The 24,499-nt window shown below is 47.3% G+C and carries 18 protein-coding genes and 2 pseudogenes; 18 read left to right on the top strand and 2 right to left on the bottom strand.

The annotated features are described in order from the left end of the window. Positions 1-188 precede the first annotated feature (188 nt). The 4 genes from DWX91_RS11240 to DWX91_RS11225 all read left to right on the top strand — a co-directional run bounded on the left by DWX91_RS11240 (position 189) and on the right by DWX91_RS11225 (position 6,638). Positions 189-3,767: a DUF5717 family protein gene (locus DWX91_RS11240; protein ID WP_118472852.1), complete on the top strand. Its 3,579-nt coding sequence runs from the start codon at positions 189-191 to the stop codon at positions 3,765-3,767. A 27-nt stretch (positions 3,768-3,794) separates the two neighbouring features. Next, positions 3,795-5,015: a DUF5716 family protein gene (locus DWX91_RS11235; protein ID WP_118472851.1), complete on the top strand. Its 1,221-nt coding sequence runs from the start codon at positions 3,795-3,797 to the stop codon at positions 5,013-5,015. Beyond that, on the top strand, positions 5,012-5,824 hold the full coding sequence (locus tag DWX91_RS11230) for a hypothetical protein (RefSeq protein WP_118472850.1): 813 nt from the start codon (positions 5,012-5,014) through the stop codon (positions 5,822-5,824). The genes DWX91_RS11235 and DWX91_RS11230 overlap by 4 nt, the downstream gene beginning before the upstream one ends. Positions 5,825-5,909: 85 nt before the next feature. After that, positions 5,910-6,638, top strand: coding sequence for a histidine phosphatase family protein (locus DWX91_RS11225; RefSeq protein WP_118472849.1), 729 nt, complete (start codon positions 5,910-5,912; stop codon positions 6,636-6,638). Positions 6,639-6,705: 67 nt separating this feature from the next. Here DWX91_RS11225 and DWX91_RS11220 read toward each other — a convergent pair whose 3' ends face one another. Then, positions 6,706-7,716 (bottom strand): nucleoid-associated protein, encoded by a 1,011-nt coding sequence (locus DWX91_RS11220; protein WP_117795671.1) that lies wholly within the window; start codon positions 7,714-7,716, stop codon positions 6,706-6,708. A 7-nt stretch (positions 7,717-7,723) separates the two neighbouring features. Continuing rightward, positions 7,724-9,439 carry a CvpA family protein gene (locus DWX91_RS11215; protein ID WP_243099036.1) on the bottom strand — a complete coding sequence of 572 codons (1,716 nt, stop codon included), beginning with the start codon at positions 9,437-9,439 and terminating at the stop codon, positions 7,724-7,726. A gap of 250 nt (positions 9,440-9,689) precedes the next feature. Between DWX91_RS11215 and secG the strand changes: the two genes are divergently transcribed. The 14 genes and pseudogenes from secG to DWX91_RS11145 all read left to right on the top strand — a co-directional run. Further along, on the top strand, positions 9,690-9,926 hold the full coding sequence (gene secG, locus DWX91_RS11210) for a preprotein translocase subunit SecG (protein WP_107000428.1): 237 nt from the start codon (positions 9,690-9,692) through the stop codon (positions 9,924-9,926). Between the two features lie 615 nt (positions 9,927-10,541). Continuing rightward, positions 10,542-12,646, top strand: a pseudogene (rnr, locus tag DWX91_RS11205) (ribonuclease R). A gap of 49 nt (positions 12,647-12,695) precedes the next feature. Further along, positions 12,696-13,159 (top strand): annotated as a pseudogene (smpB, locus tag DWX91_RS11200) (SsrA-binding protein SmpB). A 35-nt stretch (positions 13,160-13,194) separates the two neighbouring features. Beyond that, positions 13,195-13,761, top strand: coding sequence for a PD-(D/E)XK nuclease domain-containing protein (locus tag DWX91_RS11195; protein ID WP_412693896.1), 567 nt, complete (start codon positions 13,195-13,197; stop codon positions 13,759-13,761). Positions 13,762-14,248: 487 nt separating this feature from the next. Next, positions 14,249-14,785 carry a transcription termination/antitermination NusG family protein gene (locus DWX91_RS11190; protein ID WP_118472846.1) on the top strand — a complete coding sequence of 179 codons (537 nt, stop codon included), beginning with the start codon at positions 14,249-14,251 and terminating at the stop codon, positions 14,783-14,785. Beyond that, complete coding sequence (locus DWX91_RS11185) at positions 14,782-15,693, top strand: glycosyltransferase (protein ID WP_118490650.1); 912 nt, start codon at positions 14,782-14,784, stop codon at positions 15,691-15,693. Before DWX91_RS11190 ends, DWX91_RS11185 begins: the two co-directional genes overlap by 4 nt. Before the next feature lie 144 nt (positions 15,694-15,837). Then, positions 15,838-17,172, top strand: a complete 1,335-nt coding sequence (locus DWX91_RS11180; protein WP_412693895.1) for an exopolysaccharide biosynthesis polyprenyl glycosylphosphotransferase — start codon at positions 15,838-15,840, stop codon at positions 17,170-17,172. Continuing rightward, positions 17,135-18,250, top strand: a complete 1,116-nt coding sequence (locus DWX91_RS11175; protein ID WP_118538884.1) for a glycosyltransferase family 2 protein — start codon at positions 17,135-17,137, stop codon at positions 18,248-18,250. Before DWX91_RS11180 ends, DWX91_RS11175 begins: the two co-directional genes overlap by 38 nt. A gap of 25 nt (positions 18,251-18,275) precedes the next feature. Continuing rightward, the gene (locus tag DWX91_RS11170) at positions 18,276-20,093 is read left to right on the top strand and encodes a glycosyltransferase family 2 protein (RefSeq protein WP_118538882.1); all 1,818 of its coding nucleotides are present in this window, start codon (positions 18,276-18,278) and stop codon (positions 20,091-20,093) included. Then, positions 20,051-20,878 (top strand): ABC transporter permease, encoded by an 828-nt coding sequence (locus tag DWX91_RS11165; RefSeq protein WP_412693894.1) that lies wholly within the window; start codon positions 20,051-20,053, stop codon positions 20,876-20,878. Before DWX91_RS11170 ends, DWX91_RS11165 begins: the two co-directional genes overlap by 43 nt. 15 nt (positions 20,879-20,893) lie before the next feature. Beyond that, positions 20,894-21,631 (top strand): ABC transporter ATP-binding protein, encoded by a 738-nt coding sequence (locus DWX91_RS11160; RefSeq protein ID WP_118490660.1) that lies wholly within the window; start codon positions 20,894-20,896, stop codon positions 21,629-21,631. A 17-nt stretch (positions 21,632-21,648) separates the two neighbouring features. Further along, on the top strand, positions 21,649-22,785 hold the full coding sequence (locus DWX91_RS11155; RefSeq protein WP_182435076.1) for a glycosyltransferase: 1,137 nt from the start codon (positions 21,649-21,651) through the stop codon (positions 22,783-22,785). Positions 22,786-22,797: 12 nt separating this feature from the next. Next, positions 22,798-23,748, top strand: a complete 951-nt coding sequence (locus tag DWX91_RS11150; protein WP_118538878.1) for a hypothetical protein — start codon at positions 22,798-22,800, stop codon at positions 23,746-23,748. Between the two features lie 25 nt (positions 23,749-23,773). After that, positions 23,774-24,499 (top strand): glycosyltransferase family 2 protein (locus DWX91_RS11145; protein ID WP_147354397.1); only part of this gene is annotated, 726 nt, incomplete at its 3' end.

Here is a 24,499-nt window from a genome sequence, read left to right as displayed (position 1 = left end):
GCCCGGCAGGCAGGATAGCGCTTGTTTCTATAAAAATGCCGGATGGGCAATCAGCGAAATTCTCCAATTCCCTGATGTAAATGCAGACAAAATATGGTATGATATAAGGTACGAGATTTCGAACCGACGGAACTGTGGGAAGACAAAGCAGTTACCGGGACAGGATAATGAAACGGCAGGTGATAGGAATGAAAGAGAGAATTAACCGGCTGGCGAAGGGAATCATCGATTCGGAACAGCCGAAGATGACCTGGTCGCCTGAAAAGATAGACGAGACGCTGCGGATGAATACCCTGATGCAGAGAAATTTATGGATCGGGAGCGAAAATGGATTAAGTGTGAAGGGATTTGTGTATTCCTCAAACCTGCGGGTGCGGATTCCGGGGGATAACAATTCGTTTGGCGGACTCCGGTGCCGGATCGTATATGAAGTGGACACTTCGTTCCTGACGGCAGGCGACACGATCACAGGTTCTTTTTATCTGGTGACAAACTGCGGGGAAGAGGAGATTCCGTATGAGTTTCACGTCGAGGTGGCAGACGCCGGGAAGACTTTAGGTGATCTGAAAACGGCGGAAGATTTTCTGCACATCGCGGAAAATGATATGGAGACGGCGCTCCGGCTTTTGGAGTACCCGGATTTTGTGGAAGTGCCGTTTATGCAGGATATGCATGTGCGCGCACTCTATGACGGCCTGAAGGGGCACGGCAGCCGGGCAAATTTTATGGAAGAATTTCTGGTTGGACTGGGCGTGAAAAAGCCGGTCGGTCTGACGATTCCGGGCAGGGCGCGCGTATATGCCGAGCTGGCTGAGAATGCCGAGGACACGATCGAGATCCGGATGGATAACTGGGGCAGTGTGTACCTGGAGGTGACGGCAGACGGCGAGTTCCTCCATTTGCCAAAGAAGAGTGCGACGCAGGCGGATTTTGAAGATGGTCTGCTCCGTCTTCCGGTACGGATTCTGGCGGAACGGCTGCATGCCGGAAAGAATTTCGGTGCCGTCCTGATTCACACTGCCAGAGAAACCGTGCGGATCCCGATCGAGGCATCGGCTGCCGATGCGGGCGGATGCGACCGGGCACATATGTCATTCCAGAAAGAGCTTGGAAATTATCTGACTGCCCGTCTGGCGTATGAAAATGGGATCGGCGGCACGGAGGCGGTTCACCAGATGCAGCGGGAGCTGGATCTGATGAAAATGACGCACTATGACGCGGGACTGCGGCTTTTGCAGGCGGAATTATACCTTTTGACTGATCGGCGCGAGAAAGCGCAGACGATTTTAAAGGAGCTGCAGGATTCAGCGGCGCTTAAAATATCGGGCGACCGGAAGCTTAACTGCCTGTACCGCTATCTGTACGTGACGCTGACCGGCAATGCCGAGCAGAAGGACACTTTGATCCGCCTGTTGCAGCAGTATGCGTCGGAGGAGACGGGCAGCAGCCTGTTTTATTATCTGATGCTTCTGCGTCTGGATGAGGAATTGCAGAAAAATCCGGTTACGGTGCTGATCAGCATGGAGCAGGAGTTTAAGGATGGCTGTCACAGCCCATTCCTCTATGCGGCGGGACTGAAACTTCTGGAGAGTGATCCGATCCTTTTAGACAATGCGGGCAATTTTGAGCTTCATGCCCTGTACTATGGGGCACGCCGGAAAATTATCAGCCGCGAGCTGGCACTGGCGGCGGTCCGGGTGATGCGTGCGTCCCGTTCGTACCGGGAGTTTTACAGACGCCTTTTGACGGAACTTTACGGGCTGTATCCGGAGACGGAGATTCTGGAGGCGCTCTGTGCAATGCTGATCCGGGGAGACTGCCGGGAGACAGCCTGTTTTGAATGGTATAGCCGGGCGCTGGAGGCAGATTTGAGTCTGACGCGCCTGTATGAATATTATTTATATGCGATGCCGGAGAATTATGACCGCCTGATGTCGCGTGAGGTATTTTTATACTTTTCGTATTCGGCAAATTTGGATGCGGGGTCACTGGCGAAGCTTTATGCGAACCTTCTTACATATGGAACGCCGGATTCGGATATTTACCGGATGTACGAGCGGGCGATGGAAGAGTTTGCGGTGGATCAGCTTTTCAAGGAACGGATAGACGGTGCCCTGGCGGTCCTGTACCGGAAATTGATCTATCCGGAACTGATCGATACGCAGATGGCGCGTGTCCTGCCGGGGATTTTGAAATCCTGCCGGGTAGAATGCCGGGAACCGGCGATGAAATACGTGGTGGTGCGCCATGAGGAGCAGATGACGGAGGACGCGTATGTGCTGAACGAGGGCACGGCGTATGTGCCGCTGTTTTCGGAGCGCGATCTGGTTCTATTCCAGGATGAAAATGAGACGCGGTATGCGCGGGTAAATTGCGCCATCCAGCCGGTATTTACGGATATGGAGGAACTTTTACAGACCTGTTTTGAAATGAATCCGATGCATCCGTTCCTCTTTATGAATGCGTGTGCAAAAGCCTGCCGCAAGGAGGTGCTGACCGGGGACGATGCGATCCTTTTGGAGCACGCGGATCAGAAGATGGAGCTGCACCCGCTGTTTAGGGCAAAGGTGCTGTCAGCGATCGTGCGGTATTATAAGAGGATGGCGGATGGGATTGAGGATGCGAAAAAGGATGGAAGTGTTTCCTACCTTCTGAGCCTTGACAAGGACCAGCTGACGCGGGATGAGAGAAACGGCGTCTGCGGGACGCTGATCCGGTGCGGGCATTTCAGCGAGGCGTATGAGATGGTGTGCCGGTATGGTCTGGAAGGTCTGCCGGTCAATCTGCTGCTGCGGCTTTGCGGGAGAATGCTGCTTCAAAATCTCTTTGACCGGGATGACCACCTGCTTTATCTGACCTGGTATGTCTTTGAACACGAGAAGCCGGACAGTGTGATTCTCGATTATCTCTGCGAACATTTCAACGGTACGGTGGATCAGATGTACCGCGTCCTGATGCAGGGACTGCGGCTCCGGGTGGAGACGTACGATCTGGAGGAACGGCTGGTGGCGCAGATGCTCTTTACCGGCAATACAGCAAAGTTAGACCGGGTGTTCGAGCTTTATGCGTCACGCAAGAAAACAGGGGAAAATATCGTGCGCGCGTATTTCACGGTCAAGAGCGTGGAATATTTTCTGGAAAACCGTCCGACGGACGACAAGGTGTTCGCATTTTTGGAGGGTGCTGTGCAGGGAAGCTCTGATCGGGAGCGGATCCCGGATATTTATCTGCTGGCGCTGACAAAGTATTATGCGACGCTGCCGGAGCTTTCGGAGGAACAGCGGCGCCTGTGCCAGTCGGTGGTGGATGTGCTTTTAGATGCGGGCATGATTTTTGCCTATTTTAAGGATCTGGCGCGGTTTATCCATATCCCGGGCAATATTTTAGATAAAGAAATCATCGAGTATCACGGAAACCGGGCGGTGCGCCCGTATCTGCGGCTGCGGATTCTGCCGCAGGAGGAAGAGTTCCACTATGAGGAAATGCGTCTCGTTTACCGGGATATTTACATTCGTGAAAAGGTGATTTTTGAGGGCGAGACGCTGGAATATCAGATCGAAGAGGAAGAGGACGGCGTCCGGAAAACGAAAGAAAAGGGAGAGATTTCCTGCCGGGAGATTCCGGGACGCAGCCGGGAAAGCCGGTTTGCGGCGCTCAATGAGATGAGTCTTTCTTTAAAAGTAAATAACGAGACGGCGCTTCGGGAAAAGATGCGGGAGTACCAGAAGAGAGATGCGGCGGTAAGCGCACTTTTCCCGATCGCCTGAGGAAAGGGACAGACGGACAAACGATAGATGAATGGACTTATAATTGGCATGGATCTGTGTGATTCATGCACACATATATCCTGTCAGGGGCAGGAGACGATCTGGTCGGTTCCGACCCGGATCGGAAAAGAACCGGATTCGGACGTCTGGCGGGTGGCAGAGGAGAGTGCCGGGGGCGCGTTAGAGGGCATGGTAGTGGAAGATAAGCTGCTTTCCCTGGCGATGAAGGACGGCACCGCCACGATCGACGGTGTCCGCTACGAGGGCTTATATCTGCTGAAAATGTTCCTGAAGCAGGTGCTTGCGATTCCCAGACAGGCGTCCGGAAAAGAAGAGATAGAAAACCTGGTAATCACGGTGCCAAAGCTTGAGGTAAAGCTGGTGGACTGCCTGATGTACTGTGCCGATTTTCTGGAAATCGACCGGAGCCGGGTGCATGTGATCAGTCACGCGGAGAGCTTTGTATATTACGTGATGAGCCAGAAACGGGAAGTCTGGAGCAACCAGGTGGGAATGTTTGAACTTTCGGAGAATGGTCTTCATTATTATGAATTGAGAGTGCAGCGCGGGTTGCGCCAGATGCAGGTGGTCGCGGATCAGGAGGAACTGGAGGAGTCATTCCACTTAAATGTGCTGGACAGCGACGCGGGCATCCAGATGGCAGACCGGATTCTTTCCTCCTGTGCGGAACGGCTGCTGCAGAAGCGCCTGTTTTCAGCGATCATCCTGACCGGCAGGGGATTTGCACAGACGGACTGGGCGTCAGATTTTATGCAGCAGATCTGCAAACGGCGCCGTGTATTTGCGGAGATGGATGTATTTACCCGAGGGGCGCTGATCCGCTCGGAAGATCTCTGTGAGGCACAGAGTGCGTACCATTTTACCTGTATCTGTGAGGGGCGGCTGAAAACAACGGTTTCCTTAAAGATTCAGGAGCGTGAGAAAGAGGGACAGCTGGTGCTGGCATCCGCCGGGGACAGCTGGTATGAGACGAAAATGACGGCGGAATTTATTGTGTCGGGCACGCCGGAGGTGGAATTTTCACTCCAGCCGCTGGAACCGCGCAAAAAGAAGACGGTGAAGATTCCGCTTGAGGGATTCCCGAAACGCCCGGACCGGACGACCCGGATCGAGATGGCATTTGGATTTACCGGGGAAGACACGATGATCGTCATGATACGTGATTTGGGATTTGGAGAATTATTTCCGGCGACAAACCGGATGATTAAACAAGAGGTTTCATTATGAGTCTGATACTTTGCCGGCAGGAGCCGGTTCGACATCCTTTTTACATAGAACGGCTGGGCGTCCATATCGCATCGTCGCAGGAGCTGTGTTATGTCATTTATCAGAATCCGCTTCTGGTGCTGGATGGATTTGTGGATGACCGCCTGATTGAGTTTATCCGTTCGGAGCTGGGACTTTCGTTTCTGGCAGGCAAACTGGAGGCATGGCAGCGGAGCGGCGAGAGCCAGGACGAGCTGCCGATCGTGATTCTGCAGGAGTGCTGTTATTATACGGCAAAGGAGATTGCGGCATACCGCCAGAAATTGGCGGCATTTCGCAAAATGAATGCGGCGGAGTTCCGGAAGGAGATGGCGGATTACTATTTCCGCCTGCGGCAGTTTGGGACGGCGATCTATTACTACAACCGGATTCTGGAGGACTGGCGGGTCAAATCGCTGACGGACGAATTTACTGCGAAGATCTGGAACAATATCGGGGCGGCGTATGCCGGGATTTTCTGGTTTGAGAAAGCGTTTACTGCTTATGAAATGGCGTACAATTTCGACAAGAGCCCGGAGATGCTGAAGCACCTGTACCAGCTTGCCTTGATTGACCCGAAACTGGAGCTTAAGGAGCGCCATGCGGCTGCGATGACGCCGGAACAGAAGAAGATCTGGAAACGGGAACTCGACGAGGCGAACCAGACCGCGGAGAAGTGCGGGAATGTCCGCATGGTCGAAACGATGTTTGACCGCAATCCGGTCCGGCGGATGGAGAGTGCGGGAGAACTTTTAAATGGGTGGAAGCAGGAGTATCGGAAGATGCTCTGATTTTGCCCGCGCCCAGATACATCCCCTGGTCATGAGCACCGCGCTTTTTGGTTTTGTAACATTTCTTTACGAAAGGAGTTTTCCTATGCGCCTTCTGATTGTCCGCCATGCGGATCCTGATTACTCAATTGATTCCCTGACCCCGGCTGGCTGGGAGGAAGCAAAGCTTCTGGCAGACCGTCTGGCGCCGATTCCGGTGGCGGCTTATTATGTATCGCCGCTGGGGCGTGCGAAGGACACGGCGTCCCTGACCTTAAAAAAAGCCTGCCGCACGGCAGAAACCTGCAGCTGGCTGCGTGAATTTGCCCCGCAGGCGGTACATCCGGGGAAGGATTCCGGGCACTGTGTCTGGGACTGGCTGCCGGATGCGTGGATGGCGGAGCCGAAGTATTTTGATAAGGATCACTGGCATGAAACAGAAGTCTTTCAGAACGCCCATGTAAAAGAAGAGTACGACTGGGTGATTGGAGAGCTTGACCGGCTGCTCAGACGGCACGGATATGTGAGAAATGGATTGTTTTACCGGGCCGTGGCACCGAATGAGGACACGATTGTTTTATTCTGTCATTTTGGCGTCGAGTGCGTCCTGCTTTCCCATCTCTTAAATATCTCTCCGATGCAGCTCTGGCACGGAACCTGTGCGGCGCCGTCGTCGGTGACGGTGCTCTGTACAGAAGAGCGCCGCTCCGGCGTCGCATCCTTCCGCATGAGCAGTTTTGGGGATGTTTCTCATCTGTATGCGGGTGGACGCGAGCCGTCGTTTGCGGCGCGGTTCTGTGAGGTGTATACAAGATTTGATCAGCGGCATGACTGATGGATGTTTCTGTTATTATGTATCGCAATCGTTTGAATCAGCCGATAAATAAATTTTGTGTGAGAGGCTATTTACTGCTCAGCATCCCAATATTTTTAATCAACACCGAGATTGTCCCGTCCATGTTGGTGATAAACTCCACATGGTCGGGATTTCTGTATTCTTCCATCGGGATCGTGATCTCGATGCCGGTGTCAGTGTACAGCTTCTGTTTCTGGAATTTCTTGATCGTCTGCTCATTTTTCGGCGCGACCGTCTCGTAGGAGAGGTTGTAGCGGTCGAGTTTTTCATCCAGCTCCTCGAGCATCTCCGGGCTGCCGGGAAATACTTTTTCGCGCAGTTCGGACACCTTGATTTCGCCCTGTTCCTCTAATTCATTACAGATAATGTCTTTGATTTCCATCTTTTTCTGTGCATCCTCGTCGCCGTAATATTTTTTGGCAACCTGATCGACGGCGCGGGTGACGATATCGAGCTTGGATTTCTGGGAGAGCGGGGCGCGGCATTCGAGGAAGAGCTCGGAGAAATAGAAGCATTTTTCGCCGTTGACCTCATATTTTTTCTCAGCCAGAATCAGGGAGCCGTCGGAGAGATCGAGGACAAACGCCTCGGAGAGGCGCTGTCCCTGTCCCGGAAGCAGTGCGCGCTGTAAAATGATCTCGTTGCTGTTGCCGCCGTCCGTTTCCCTGGTCTGATGCGTGTAGGAGGTCTTGTAGTTCATCTTTAAGAATGCCAGATAATCCTTGCCCTTGCAGCCGAACACGGTCATCGCCACATCGGCGGCTGGAATGTCAATATTCGCATTCATGATGTCGTAGAGGCGCTCGGCGAGCTGTTTGCTCGTCTCGACGAAATTGTCGGGGGTGCAGTTTTGCAGCAGCTCTTTGACCTCGGATCCTTCTGCAAATGTACAGTGCTTGACATCGTCACTTTCCGTTATTTTCTCGATATGCGCTTTCAGGAAGTCGGAAAAATCGGGTCCGACCTCCATGCTCTGGTCGGAGAGAACCGGAATTCCCACCGAAGAATCAAGGATGTGCACGATGGCTGCCTTTAAAATCATATCTTCACTTTTCAATGTTATCTTACCTCCAGGTTATAACTTCTTTTGTAGAACCATTCTCGACGCACTCAAAGGAAACGGAGTCGCCCGCCTGCACGAATGGAAGTCGCTCGGAAACGGTAATCGCAGCGGTGTAGATGCTGTCGGTGCGGTCATCGGTCAGCGTGAAATAGTAGTAGGTGTTGCCGGAAATGACGACATTCTCGATCGCCTCGACCGTGCCGGAGACAGTTTCGCTTGCCGCCGGTTCCTTGGCAGTCGGATCTTCGATTTCCTCCTGTCCCAGCGTCTCACGGTAATTGCGCTTCGCCTCATCGATCGTCTGTCCGGTGCCGACGATCTGGTACTGCGCGACATCGACGAACGCATACATTTTCACAAGCCCTGCAGCATCTTTCAGGGAAATGAAATATGCCGGTCGTCCGGAAATATTTAAGAGAAGCGGGAAGGTCGCACTGTAATTTAAGTGCTGCACCTGTCCGCGCGCGGAATCCATTGCGGCGAGCTCGGTGGCGCCCGGAACGGTGTAAAATTTCGTTTCTTTCGTCCGCAGGTTGACGAGGACGAAGCCAATGTTCGACTCATCTGAGGTTACAGAGCTCATGCCGGTGTACAGCCACACATCGTCGTCGATGGCTAGATAGTTGTAGCCGTAGGTCGTCCGACGCACGCCGCGCTGACCGAAGATAGAGTTTAAATAACCATTCTGAAATCTGCCGTTGTCGTCGAGCTGTTCCATGATGAGGTTCGAATCATAGAGCTGGTCGATCCACTGTGGGACATCCGCCTTGGCGTACCACTTAGATTCGCCGGTCTCAGCATTGACGAGGATCGCGCCGTCGATGTCCTTGCCGTTCCACCAGCCGATCCGGTAGGCGATGGTCGGCGCCACCCAGTATGGATTTCCATCGTCGTCGATCTCGAAGGAGACCGTCTCAAACATCCGTGTCGGGTAGCAGAAACGGATGTAGCGGTTGATATTGCGGAAGAAATATTCACTGGTGGAATACTTCATGCCGGAGGACAGCCAGACGAGATCAGTATTCTGATCGACCATATTGACAGCAATGTATGCCGGAAGTCCCTTCTTCTGGTTGTACAGCCACTTGATCGGGTCGGCATAGCGCAAAGGCGTCACGCGGTACGGTGTCCCCTTGTAGTTGATCTGTGTGTAATTTTCCTGAATCTCAAACTGGGAGACCAGGTCGGTCATCTCACCGAGCTTTTTGCTTCCGAGCCGGGAGGCGGTGTCCTTATCAACGACCGGGATCTGCGACATGCCAAGCTCTGCGACATCTGAGGCAAAATCGCCCTCGGTAACGGTGATCAGATCGCGGTAGCGGGACGCATTAAAAAGCTGGATGCCCGCCGCCGAGGCGATCAGGGAAAAGAAGATCAGGACAGCGATCGCGATCGTGCCATATTTGCACGGGCGTCCCATCGCCTTAAAACCGGCAAACGGACTGCCGGAGGCGTCGGCGTACTTGCGCCGCAGAACCATCCGTCCGGTCACAGGATCGCGCACGATCTCGACGCCGCGGTTTTGCTGCACTGTTTTCAGGAATATGAGAATGCTTTCCATAAAGTTGACTGCCAGTACAATCAGAATGCAGATAATCAGGAATACGATGAAATCCTGATCGTGCAGATTGATGGCTGGCATCATGGTGTAGAACACCAGAAAAATAAGGACGGCAGAGAGAAACAGACGCCCAAACGTCGAAGTGAATTTTTTCAAAATAGAACCCTCCTGACTCGTTTTATGATAAAAAATAGCTGTTCCCATGAAAAAAAGGATTTCGCTGATTGTAAATGTGATAGAACTTTATTGTATCGCACGACGGGAGATAAAATCAAGCCCGGAAACGGAATTTGCCGTGGCTTCGCATTTAAATACGGCAAATTCCCGGGTTGAAGTCGGGAAAAAAACAGTTGTCCTTCTGCCGAAAATATGCTATGATTACTATGTTTATTCAGGAGGTGCGAAGATGATCAAGACGATCCTTACGATCATATTTATTATTATCTGTGTATTCCTGTCGGCGGTAATCCTACTGCAGGAGGGCAAATCGGCAGGTCTGTCCGGTTCCATCGGCGGTATGGCTGACAGCTACTGGGGCAGAAATAAAAGCCGTTCTATGGAAGGAAAGCTGGAGAAGCTGACCAAATATGCTGCAATTCTGTGGCTGATCCTTGCATTAGTTTTGAATTTGAAATTCCTGTAAGGAACCTTTAAGAGGCTGTCGCGTGGCAGCCTTTTTTTCATATTGAGAAAGAGAAGTGAGATAAATTTGAACATATTTGATAAAATCATGGGAAAAATAAAGAGAAGCGAGGCTCAGAAATACGCAAAACAGCAGAAGCGCCAGGCGCAGATGCAGAGTGCGGCAGCTTCACAGAAAGAGGAAGGACAGAAAATGCCGGAAAATCGCAGGAGAGAAAGAAAGTCATTTGAAAAGCACCAGCAGACGGAGACAAAGCTCTCGGATGAGATGCTGGAGACGATCCGGAAGAATGCAGAACAGCGGTTTGCGATGCGGAAAGAAGAAGCGCGGGAAGAGAAAATGTCCGGAGAAAGCCGGGAGAGCAGCGTACAGCGCCAGATTGACGGGGATGGGCTGATCGGCGAGTGGGAAGAGAGGTACGAAAAAAAGAAGAAAAAGCCGGAGCGTGCGAAAGGTCCGAAAGAGGAATCGGTGCGCCGGAAAAAGGATAAAGCGGGAAAGAAAGACCGTGATCGGAAGTTTGAGCGTGAGATGGATAAGAAGCGCGAAAAGCGCGGTAAGAAGGAGCGTGAGGATGCTGGTGCTTCCGAGGAGGAGTTTACCCGCCGCTGCAAGATGATTCAGGATGTCATGAATGAACCGGCATACGTGCCGATGAAGCTGAAGGAGCTGGCACTTCTTTTAAATATTCCGAAGGAACAGCGCCGGGAGCTGCAGCGGGTTATCGATCATCTGCTGGAAGAGGGAAAAATCAGCATGTCCCGCAAGGGCAAGCTGGGACGCCCGGAGACATTTTCAGAGGCAGGTATTTATTCGGGACACCCGAAGGGCTTCGGTTTTGTGACAATCGAGGGACGTGAGCAGGATGTGTTCGTTCCGCGTGAAAAAACAAAGGGCGCGATGCACGGCGATAAGGTGCTGGTTGTGATTGAGCAGGAGAGCGACGGCGGACGCAGAGCTGAGGGAAGTATCGTGCGGATCCTGGAGCACGCCAATCAGGAGCTGGTCGGTCTGTATGAGAAAAACGGCGGTTTCGGCTTTGTGATCCCGGACAATCCACGGATTTCACGCGACATTTTCATCCCGCAGGGGTGTGACGCGGGCGCAGTGACCGGTCATAAGGTCATCGTGAAGATCAAGGATTACGGAAACAGCCCGGATAAGAAGCCGGAGGGCGTGATCACCAGCATTCTCGGACATATGAACGATCCGGGAGTCGATATTTTATCGATCGTGAAAGCATACGGTTTGCCGGAAGAATTTCCGCCGGAGGTCATGGCGCAGCTTGAAGAGATCCCGGATGCCGTCCGCGAGGAGGACAAGGCGGGACGCAAGGATCTGCGCGATTTGCCGACAGTCACGATCGATGGTGAGGAAGCGAAGGATCTCGACGATGCGATCACGCTGGAAAAGACGGAGCAGGGTTACCGGCTCGGTGTACACATCGCGGATGTGACCCATTATGTCCGCGAGGGCAGCCCGCTTGACCGCGAGGCATTAAAGCGCGGAACGAGCGTGTATCTGACCGACCGCGTCATTCCGATGCTGCCGCATAAACTCTCAAACGGTATCTGTTCCCTGAATCAGGCGAGGATCGCCTGGCGCTGAGCTGTATCATGGAGATCAATGACAAAGGCGTCGTGATCGGACATGAGATTGCAGAGACATTGATCCGCGTCGATCGCCGGATGACGTATACGGCGGTCAATGCGATCATCACGGATGATGATGCAGAGACAAAGGAGAAATATAAGGAATTTGTGGATTTATTCCTGCAAATGAAAGAACTTTCGCAGCTTCTCCGCAAGAGGCGCCAGGAGCGCGGTGCGATTGACTTCGACTTTCCAGAGAGCAAGATTTTACTCGACGCCAAAGGACGCCCGATCGAGATCAAGCCGTATGAGCGCAACGCGGCGACGAAGCTTATCGAGGATTTCATGCTGATGGCAAATGAGACGGTAGCCGAGGACTATTATTGGCAGGAAATGCCGTTCCTCTACCGAATCCATGAGAAACCGGATGAGGAGAAGATGGCGAAACTCGGCACGTTCATCAACAACTTTGGATATACATTGCGGATGCCGGGCGGCGAAGTCCACCCGAAAGAGCTGCAAAAGCTGCTTGAAAAGATCGAGGGCACGCCGGAGGAGGCATTGCTCAGCCGTCTGACGCTGCGCTCCATGAAACAGGCGAAATATTCGACCTTGAACTCCGGTCATTTTGGATTGGCGGCGAAATACTATACCCATTTCACCTCCCCGATCCGCCGTTACCCGGATCTGCAGATCCATCGGATCATCAAAGAGTGCCTGCACGGCAATATGGATGCGCGAAAAACCGCCCATTTTGAAAAAATCCTGCCGGAAGTGGCAGTTCAGACCTCGGCCCTGGAGCGCCGCGCCGACGAAGCCGAACGCGAGACTGATAAGATGAAGAAAGTCCAGTACATGGAACATTACATCGGAGAAGAATTCGAGGGAGTCATTTCCGGTGTCACCAACTGGGGCTTCTATGTCGAGCTGCCGAACACGGTTGAAGGATTAGTTCATGTCAATGAACTGCGCGGCGACTATTTCGTATTTGACGAAGCACACTATGAGCTGGTCGGAGAGATGACGAGAAAGACGTACAAGCTCGGTCAGACTATCCGCGTCCGCGTGACTGCGTGCGACCGGTATGCGAGGACGATTGATTTTATGCCGGCGGTGTACTGGAAGTAGAAGATTGTAAAATAAGATGTAAAAAGTAGAGAGGGAAAGAGGAATTAAAATGGGAGCAGGAATCAAGATGGTGGCGAACAATAAGAAAGCTTACCATGATTATTTTATCGATGATAAATTCGAAGCCGGGATCGAGTTATTCGGTACCGAGGTCAAATCGATCCGCATGGGTAAATGCAGCATCAAGGAAGCATTTATCAAGATCGAGAGCGACGGTCAGGTGTATGTATTCGGCATGCATATCAGCCATATGAGAAGGGAAATATCTTTAATAAAGATCCGCTGCGTGTGCGGAAACTCCTTCTCCACAAACTGGAGATCCGCCGCCTGATGTCAAAGATCAAAGAAAAAGGATATACGCTGGTACCGCTGCAGGTGTATTTTAAAGGAAGTCTCGTAAAAGTGGAGATTGGTCTGGCACGCGGTAAGAAGCTGTATGATAAGAGAGACGATCTGGCGAAAAAGGACGCGAAGCGGGAGATTGACCGGGCGTTTAAGGCGAGACAGAAATAATTTTTTTATTTGAAATAGGCGATAAAAAACAGAGCATGTTGTATCTGACAGGATACTTAACGAAAGCGCGCAGAGCTGATTATAAGGATGATCTGCCAGATGGCATGTCTGCCCTTATGATTCCGAATGCGGAAATTAAAGAGATCTTTGAAACGATCGTTATCAAATGGTTCGATGACAGCACCAGGAAATGGGATCGGAATGCCCTGTTTGACGCGGTCTGGAACGGTGACAGCGAGGGTATTACGAGAGAGATGAATGCATTGCTGCGGCGCACGATCAGTTACCATGATTATCGGGAAGATTTTTACCATGCGTTTCTCGCTGGAATCTTTACCGGCGCTGGGTATATGGTGGATTCCAATAAGGAGCATGGAGAGGGGCGCAGTGATGTGGTTGTCTACGATTCCCTCAACGCACAGGTTGCAGTCTTTGAGGCAAAGTATACGAAAAATCTGGAAAAATTAGAAAGTGAGTGCGATACAGCGCTACAGCAGATTGATGACAGAATGTATGCGAAGGAGTATGAGGATGACTACGATCAGGTACTCTGCTATGGTATTTCGTTTTTTAAGAAACGGTGTATGGTGAAGAAAAAGTAAGTATCTAAGATAACGGTATTAAGGGATATACGGTTCTATCGGAAAATTTGGTAGGACATAAAAGAATAAGAAAATTGGGAAGCAGAGATGAAATCATAAAAAGATCCATCTCTGCTTTTTGTATGTTAAAAAAACTAAGTAAGGGCAATTATACACAATTTGAGCATAAAGATAATGTGTATATATACTGTATAGTATTGCAAAATAAATCAAACAATAAAGATTTCGCAGAATACCTAGTCTGCGAAATCTTTGTTCATTATACTATGCTTTTAGAGCGAATTCAATAGAAGTTTCTCCCAAGAATCTATTATGAAATTATTAAGATACGCATTTCTGATCAATTATTTACCAAATTTCCAATTACTACTATTTAAAAATCAATATTGTCAAAATAAAACTCCTTTTGTGTCTCTGAAATTTCCTCCAAATTTCGCAGAACTAGGTATTCTGCGAAAACTGTAAAAACGAGAGGAAGAAGCTCGGTATGTGGTACGCAGTACAAACGCCTACAGGAAGAGAAGCTGAGATGGCAGAGAAATTGAACCGGGTTTATTCGGGAGAGTCGGATAAGCCCTGTTTTGTGCTGTCTAAAGAACGGTCCTGGCGGATGGGCGGGATTTATCACATCGGTGTGGAGCCGATGTTTCCGGGATATATCTTTGTGGATACGGATGATGCGGGAGAACTGGAACAGAAGATAGGAATTTTGGCTGGTTCTGCGAAGCTTCCGCTCGATGAGAAGGCAGTACCGTTGGAAAAGGCGGAGGAAGATTTCCTGAAACGTCTGCTTCGAGAGGATCCGCAGCATACGGTAAGACGATTTCTCGTACAGGTAAACGAGGCGGGAGAGCTCGTGTCGGCGGAAGGCATATTGGGAGAGTCGCTGGGACAGATCGTGCGGAAACGAATCCGAAAACGGGTTGTGACGCTGGAGATACCGATGCTGGGAGCAGCACGGCGGGTCGAACTGGCGATCCGTGTAAAAGGCGATGAAAACCGGGAGCAGGTGGCAGGCATATGAGAAGTTTAGATATGAAGTATTCCGTTCTGATGCCTGTTTACCGAAAGGAAAATCCGTTCTATTTTTACCGGGCGGCGCTCAGCATGATGAAACAGAGTGTTTCCCCGGATGAGTTTGTCCTGGTCTGCGATGGTCCGCTGACGGAAGAACTCGATGCAGTAATCAGAAAATTAGAAGAAACATGGTCCGAACAGGTGAAAATCGTGCGTCTGCCGGAAAATCGCGGCATAGGACCGGCACTGGCAGCAGGGGTGGAAAGCTGCCGAAATAATCTGATTGCCCGCATGGACAGCGACGATATCGCCTGTCCGGAACGATGTGAAAAGCAGCTGGTGCAGTTCCGAGGCAACCCAGCGCTGGCGCTGGCGAGCGGGGCGATTGCCGAGTTTGAGATGGATTCGCTGGAAAAAGCAGCAAATATGCAGTGGACGATAGATACACCGAAAGAGCCGGTGGAGATTCCAGAAGATTGTTGTATCACCGGTACCCGGACGCTGCCGTGCGGTTATGAGGAGATTCTTATATTTGCCCGCAAGCGCAACCCGATGAACCACATGGCGGTTATGATGCGGCGGGACGCTGTTTTAGCGGTTGGCAATTATCGTGCCGTGAAGGGTGCCGAAGATTACGAACTATGGGTGCGGATGCTGCAGGCTGGTTATCGGGCGGAAAATCTGCCGGATGTGCTGGTATACGCGAGAACGGGAAATGGCATGATGCAGCGGCGCGGCGGTCTGGCGTATGCGAGAGAAAATATACGTCTGCAGACCCATTTTTATAAAAGTGGATTTTTGACATTTCCTGAATATATAAGTAACTGTGCTGTGCGTGTGGCGGCAAGCATACTGCCGGTTGGGATTCGCGGCTATTTGTATCAGAAAAAGTTGCGGGAAAGAATGCACGCCTGATAGTTCAGGATAAAAAAAGATGAAAGAAAGTAACTGTTTGGTAAGAACCGTACATTTGTACGCGGAGTTTGCCTGTGAGAAAGCAGACAGTTGCGAGAGGATACGATTTTGAGACAATACGAACCATTCAAGAGGCTGTTCCGAATGGGAGGCGCGGTCATTTTGATGGCTGTCCTGACGGGAATTTATGGATGCGTCTGGAACGGTTATTTCAATAAATTAATTGAATTTCCATTTTGGAGAAGAGGAAACTGGCTGATGATCGCCCTGTATGCAGGAATTTTGTTTTTCTTCCTATATACATATGGGGGATTTCGGATCGGATATCTGAAAAAGGGAAACCTGCTTTGCTCCCAGATACTGTCGATCGGGCTTTTAAATATTATTACCTATATACAAATCTCATTGCTGGATAAGAAATTTCACGATCCGCGGACTTTGCTGGCGATGATGCTGGTACAGCTTCTGGCGGCTATCGTCTGGACATATTTATTTCAGCGGCTGTACCGGTTGCTGTTTCCGCCGAGAAGAATGCTTCTGGTATGCGGCGATCGTCCGGCATTTCATCTGATGGAAAAAATCAATTCGCGCGAGGATAAATATTACCTGGCGAAAGCGATTCATATCCGGGCAGGAATGGAGGCGATCATCCGGGAAGCAGGAGCATTTGACGCCTTGATTATCGGCGATATTCCGGCCAAGGACCGGAATGAACTGTTGAAAAAATGTTTTGAAGAGGACATCCGTACCTATACGGTGCCGAAACTTTCAGACATTCTGATTCGGACGTCCGAAGAACTGGATATTTTCGACAGTCCGCTTCTTCTGTCCAGAAATGAAGGAATTTCCGGGGGACAGCGGTTTGTAAAACGGGCGATTGACCTATTCTTTTCAGGATTGGGAATCGTTGTTTTATCGCCATTTTTTCTGCTGGTGGCGCTGTCAATCTATCTGACCGACCGGGGACCTGTGTTTTATAAGCAGACGAGGCTGACCGAGGGTAGGAAAGAGTTTCAGATCTGTAAATTCCGGACGATGATCCAGAACGCAGAGGCGAAAACAGGCGCCAGACTGGCGGCTGAAAATGATGACCGGATTCTGCCGGTCGGACACTTCCTCCGCAGAACCCGTCTGGACGAGCTTCCGCAGCTTTTTAATATCTGGAAAGGCGAGATGTCGATCGTGGGACCGCGCCCGGAACGTCCGGAGCTGGCGGAGGAGATAGAGGAAGAGATCCCGGAATTTTGCTACCGCCTGAAAATGAAAGCGGGACTGACTGGTTATGCACAGGTTTACGGGAAATACAATACGACTTCCTATGACAAGCTGAAACTGGATCTGACCTACATACGGAATTATTCTCTGCTTCTGGATCTGAAGCTGATGCTGATGACACCGAAGATCATGATGTTAAAAGAAAGTACGGAAGGAGTGGCGGACAATGGAAACGCTTCTGACAGTCGTCATCCCGGCGTATAACGCGGAAAAATATATTAAATACACATTGGACTCTCTCTGTGACGAATGTACAAACAAACGTCTAGTTCTTGAAAAACCTGAAATTTCAGACATGGAGAAAGGAGAGACAGAACCGGATGCGAGATACCAGGAAAATGGGCAGTCGTGCCTGGAAGTGTTGGTGGTAGACGATGGTTCGACAGATCACACCGGAAAAATTGCAGATCAATATGCAAAAATCTATCCCGATACAGTCCGTGTGATTCATAAAGAAAACGGCGGTCACGGTTCCGGCATTAATTGCGGCATCCGGGAGGCGCGCGGCCGGTATCTAAAGGTCGTCGATGCCGACGACTGGGTCGAGCCGGAGGCATTTTCAAATTTATTAGATGCATTGGCACATACCAGCGATGATGCGGTTGTCAGCGGCTTTTACTGGCGGTTTGACAATGGAAGCGGGGAGGAATCCTCTTTTCCGAGTAAGGCGGAGATGAAAGAGCCATTCAAGGGCGTGAAATACGGAAAATCATACGTTTTGGATGGTATCGCTGATCAGGTTTATATGAAAATGCATGGGATTACCTGGCGGACAGAGATTTTGAGACAGATGCCGCTTTCGATCGACGAACATTGTTATTACGTCGATGCGGAATACATCCTGTATCCGATCCCGTGGGTGCGGACCGTGTCCTTTCTGCCGGATTTTGTCTATCAGTACCGGATTGGACGTGCGGGTCAGAGTGTCAGCCCGGAAAAAATGGTGCAGAACAAGAAAAATTACGACCGGGTGCTGGAATCCCTGTGTGCATTTTATCAGAAATGCCGGAATGGAGAAATTAACTGCTCCGAGGAAAAACTGCGCTATATCGAGAGCGGAATCGCCCGCGTAGCGGCAGGAAGAGTCAAGATCCTTTTGAGCCTTCCGGCGGATAAAAAGGTGAGAAATCAGCTGGTTCGGTTTGACAAAGAATTATTGAAAAAATATCCGGGAATTTACCATGCAAACCGGAATAAGGCGGTAAAGGCACTCCGGATGAGCCGGTATCGGTTGTATGGGGCGGCGGTTTGGGCGCTGAAACATCAGAAACGTCAGTTCTGACGAAACAAAAGAAGGAGAAGAGCGGATGAGATTACAGAATATACGGTTCCCAGAACCGGACATTTGCAGGGAAGAAGAGCTGTATTTCCACCGGAATGGTGAGTGGATTGATTTCAATGGCTATTTCAATCTCTTTTATATAGAAAAAAGAAAAAAATATACAAATCAGGAAACACTGACGCTGCATCTGGAAGTGGGCGATTGCCAGGCAGTCCGGCTGATGCATGACGAAACCATGATTCGTGAAATCGAATTAAGCGGACAGCCGGAGCCGCTGACATTGGAATTTCCGTATCAGGAGATAGATAAAGGTGTGTTCTGGTTTTCAGTAAAACCAGGAATAAGCAGCAAATCAGATGTACCGCAGCTATCTGGGTGGTATGAGGGAAAATGCCAGGAGGAAAAGCCGGTTCGCATCGCGGCGGTTGTCTGTACATTTAAACGCGAACCGTATGTGCTGCGAAATTTAAAAAGTGTTCTCCGCTTTTTAGAGCGACCGGAAAATGCATCAATGAATCTCTGCTATTGGCTGGTGGATAATGGGAGAACACTCTCGGAACACGAAGAAATCAGCCGCCTGGCTGACCAGCATCCAGATACAATTCGCATCATTCCCAACCGAAATGTCGGCGGCGCCGGCGGCTTTACGAGGGGCATGATTGAAGCGATCGAGGAGAAAGAACGCCTGGGACTGACGCATGTGCAGATGATGGATGATGACGCTGTGATGGATCCGGAGCTTTTTGTGCGGGCATATGGATTTTTGGGGATGCGGAAGGATGAGTGGGAGGATATTACTTTGGGCGGAAGCCTGTGGCGGGAGGATTTTCCGTATATTCAGCAGGCAGCCGGAGAGTGGTTCAAAGAATTCGTGGTACAGAACGATTTCCCGCTGGCAGATTTAAGAGATTTTCACGTATGTACGGATAAATATATGTGTGAAGCGGTTCATAAAAATATGCCATATTCCGGTTGGTGGTGCTGCTGCATGAGTTTAAATCTTGTGCGCCCGGATAACCTGCCGATTCCGCTGTTCCTTCACCATGATGATATCGAATTTGGCATTCGGAACCAGAAAGCAGGAATTGTCTTTTTAAATGGATTTGGCGTATGGCATAAGGGATTTGAACTTACCTTTACAGGCGTAAATACGTATTACGATGTGAGAAACACATTAATCACCACAGCTTTGAACGAACAGGAGAGAAGTCAGACAGAGATCCTTAAATGGATTTGGAAACGTATTACAGTGGATATCATTGAATTTCGCTACGGAGAAATGCGATTGGCATATCAGGCATTCTATGATTTCTGCCGTGGACCGGAATGGTTATATAAAACGGATGCAGAAAAGCTGAATAACTGGCTCCGAGAACAGGTTGCGATGAAACCGATTGAAAATCTGAAGGGAGAATTAGGGGAAGAATACTATCGTCGGATTAAACAATATGCGGATGACTATCGGGATTCCTATGAAGTGAAAACGGTAGACGAATACTTCAGTCCGGCGCGAAAAGCGGCGAATCTGATAAAAAAAGTGACGTTTAATGGCTGGCTGCTTCCTGCGGATAAAAAAATAATCGCTTTATCGCCAGTTGAGTCTCCATTTCAGGCATTTCGGAAGAAAAAAGTTGTGTTGTTTGAGCCATTTTCGGGAAAAGCAGTTCTAGCAAAGAGAGAGTGGAAACAGTTGTGGCTTGCATGTGGGCTTTACCGTGACGCATGGAGACTGATGAAAAAGCATAAAACAGCAGCTGAGAAGTACCAGAAGGAAATTCAAAAATTCACATCCATGGACGCATGGAAACAGTATTTGGAGATAGAGAAAGGAAGCAAAAAATGAGGGCTTGGATTGACCGGATCAATGTTTTTATGAAATACAAAGATCTTCTGATACAGCTGGTAAGCCGTGACATAAAACTGAAATATCGACGCAGCTTTCTGGGATATCTGTGGAGTGTGCTGAATCCGTTGTTTGTCATGATTATTATGACGATTGTGTTTTCGACGATGTTCAGCCGGAATATTGAAAATTTCCCGGTGTATTTGTTTACGGGGAAGATGTTGTTTGATTTTATGTCCACATCGACGAACCAGGCGATGACTTCTGTTACGGGTAATGCGGCACTTTTGAAGAAAACGTATGTGCCAAAATATATTTTTACATTATCTAAAGTGACAAGTTGTATGGTAGATCTGCTTTTTTCATTTGGTGCCCTTTTTATTGTTATGCTTGTAACACGTGCCCGGATTTATTGGACTTTTTTCTTGTTTCCGTTAGTAGTACTTCAAATCTATATTTTTTGTTGTGGACTTGGATTTTTTCTTGCAGAGTTTAATGTTTTTTTCCGAGATATTCAGTATATCTATCAGGCAATTATTACAGCATGGATGTACTTAACTCCGATTTTTTATCCTGTGGAGTCTCTTCCAAGCAGTGTCGCTTTCGTAGTAAAAGGATTAAATCCTTTGTACTATTATGTGGCACAATTTAGAGATTTAGTTTATTACGGTCATTTTCCGGGACCGCGTGTTTTTTTAGGTGGTTGGCTAATAGCATTCATTATGCTATTCTTTGGGATTTTGATGTTTAAACGAAAACAGGATGATTTTATTTTATATATTTAAGGAACAGGTGTTGGAATGGAAGATTATGCAATCGAAATAGATCATGTGACCATACGCTTTAATATGGCAAGTGAAAAGGTTGATAACCTGAAAGAATACATTATTAAGTTGATAAAAAAAGAATTGATATTTCAAGAGTTTTTGGCGGTCAAAGATGTCTCTTTTAAAATAAAACGAGGAGAAGCATGGGCGCTGATTGGTATGAATGGTTCGGGAAAATCAACGCTTTTAAAAGCGATCAGTGGGATTTTAAAACCATATAAAGGGAGTATTACAGTACATGGAGAAATTGCCCCATTGATTGAGTTAGGAGCCGGTTTTGATTCGAATTTAACTGCCCGGGAAAATATTTATTTAAATGGAACTGTTTTGGGACATTCAAAAAAGTTTATGGATGACCATTTTGATGAAATAGTGGATTTCGCAGAATTACATGATTTCCTTGATACACCAATTAAAAACTTTTCATCAGGTATGTCTGCCAGACTTGGTTTTTCGATTGCAACGATGGTAAAGCCGGAGATTTTAATTGTTGATGAAATTCTGGCAGTAGGTGATTTCCTTTTCCAACAGAAATGTATGGAACGCATGAGTCACATGCTGGAGGGTGGAACAACTTTATTATTTGTGTCACATAATATAGAGACAGTGAAAAAACTTTGTGATCATGCAGCGTGGTTGGATCATGGCGTACTTAAAATGGCGGGAGAAGTACAGACTGTCTGTGATGCATATATGGAACAAAGAAAATAGAAATGATAGGAGAAAGTATGACGAAAGTATCAGTAATTGTTCCTATTTATAATATGGAAGTATATGTGAAAGAATGTCTGGATAGTATTTTGAGCCAGACCTTAAAAGAGATAGAAGTAGTATGTATTGATGATGGTTCAACGGATCGCTCATGGGAGATTCTGGCAGAATATGCGAAAGCAGATGCCAGAATTTTGCCGATTCGTCAGGAAAATCTGGGAGTTTCGACAGCAAGAAATAACGGGATAAAAAAGGCTTCCGGCAAATATCTGATTTTTATGGATCCAGATGACTGGTATCCAGAGGAGGATATTCTGGAGGTCCTTTTTGAAAAAGCAGAAAAAAGCGGATGTCATATATGCGGTGGGGAGTTTAGCGAATACGACGATAGAACGGGAGAGGTTAGGACAGAGTTTCCGGAACAGTATTTTGGATATGTGTTTCCAAATGAGGGTGTGATCGAATATGAGGATTGGCAGTTTGATTTTGGGTATCATAGGTTTTTGTATAACCGGGAATTTATCTTAGAGCATCAGTTGTATTTTCCTAAATTGATTCGGTTTCAGGATCCACCGTTTTTTGTAAGAGCAATGATTACCGCAGAAAGATTTTATGCGGTTAAGAAGGTAGTGTATCGATATCGTTACGGTCATCGGGAATTGAAATGGACAAAAGAAAAGAGAATAGATTTGTTGAAGGGTATCTATATGGACATGGAGATGGCAGTGCAGAACCATTTGGAAAGGCTTGTTGATTTGACTTGGTTTCGGATGATGGAGGAGTTTGGAAAGATAATATTCGAAGGAATTATAGAAAAAGAAAAAAATACAAGAGAATGGATCGAAAAGATATATAGTATTTTGGATAAAAATAGAAGAGAACGGAATGGTTATCCATTTTATGACAGATTAATAGATGAATATAGAAAAAAAGTAGAAACGATAAATGTTTTAGAAGCGGGAGCGGATGCTGTAAAAAAAAAACGGAATGGTTATCCATTTTATGACAGATTAATAGATGAATATAGAAAAAAAGTAGAAACGATAAATGTTTTAGAAGCGGGAGCGGATGCTGTAAAAAAAACGATTACTTTTAGAGTTGGAGAAATTTTATTATATATACCACGCTCGATTAAATTAGTATTTTTTAGATAGTGGAGGTATTTTATGAAATTAAAAAGAATATTAAAAAAAATCATCCCAGCATCTTGGAAAAAAGTTGAAGAAGAATCGGAAAGATGTAAAAGTGAAATATTGGCTGAGATAGAACGGTTGAGCAAAAAAGTAGAAAAACAAGAGAAGACAATATCTGAATTAAGGGAGGTGGCGGAAAAAACACTGGAAATACAAAAGTGTACACAAAAAAAATATAGTGACCTTAATGAACAAATAGAAGAATTGCAAGAAAAAAATGAGATGTTGAAGATTGGGCTGGATAAAGAAATTGGGATTTCTAAGGAAGCGGTCTGGGCGGAAATATTTAATAATACAATAAATAGTTCAGAATGGCTAAAGAAGAAAAAGTTTTCTCCTGGAAGATGGGCATTGGGATATCCAGCCTTGTATGCATTGTATCGCATATTAGATGAGTTTCGTCCTCAAAATATATTAGAATTAGGTCTTGGGCAGTCAAGTGTAATGACGATTCAATATGTGAAAACATCGTCACAGATTAACCATACGATTGTTGAACATGATAAATCATGGATTGATTTTTTTAAAAAATCACATGAAATGAATGAAAATAGCCATATTATCCAAATGGATATTGAATATATAAATTATAAAGATGCAGAATTGGTACGCGTTTATAAGGATTTTTTGCTTGAATTAAAAAATAATAAAACATTTGATTTGATTTTGATTGATGCGCCAATAGGTGGCGATATGAAAGTATATTCAAGGATCGATGTATTGTCATTAATTCCAGAGTACTTAGGAAATCAGTTTGTAATCATATTAGATGATGTAAACCGAATGCAGGAGAAAAGAACAATTCGAGAAATAGATAATAAATTAAAAGAGAGCGGAATACAGGCAAAACACGAGATTTATTCAGGAGAAAAAGAAACCTGTGTATGGGCAAGTGAAAACTGGGATTTTTTATTAAGTATGTAGATATAGTGAATAAAGGGGAATACAAATGAGCAAAGTGAAAGTGTCGGTTGTAATGCCGGTATATAATGCGGAAGAATATTTAAATGAAACGTTAGAGTGCTTAACTCATCAAACAATGAAAGAAATTGAAATAATTTGTGTGGATGACGGATCAAAAGATAGCTCGTTAGAAATATTAAAAAAACATTCAGAAAAAGATGATAGAATTAAAATTTTACATCAGAAAAATTTGTATGCGGGTGTAGCAAGAAATAATGGTTTAAAAGAAGCAAAGGGAGAATATATTATATTTCTTGATTCGGATGATTTGTTTGAATTAGATTTGCTTGAGAAAACATATAAAAAAGGAAAAGAGATAAATGCAGATATAGTGTTATTTAATGCAGATCATTATAATACCAGAACTAAGGAATATATGATGGTAAAACATTTATTAAGAACCGATTTGATTGGGGATAATGAAGTGTTTTCGAGACAAACTATTCCGGATTTTTTGTTTCAGGTTACAACACCATGTCCATGGACTAAATTATATAGAAAAGAATTTGTAATAAAAAAGAACTTGCATTATCAAAATTTGAAATATAGTAATGATGTATTTTTTGTGTTGGCATCATTAGCGGTTGCTGAAAAAATTACATATGTAGATGATATATTAGTTCATTATAGAGTTAATCAAACAAAAAATCTTCAAAGTTTGAAAAAAGATGACCCTACATTGTTTTTTAAAGCATATGAAGAAATATATGAT

Source organism: Clostridium sp. AF22-10 (genome assembly GCF_003478725.1).
GTDB lineage: Bacteria > Bacillota > Clostridia > Lachnospirales > Lachnospiraceae > Otoolea > Otoolea fessa.
The sequence above is the reverse complement of the archived record's forward strand: the minus strand, read 5'-3'. Positions and strand labels throughout refer to the sequence as shown.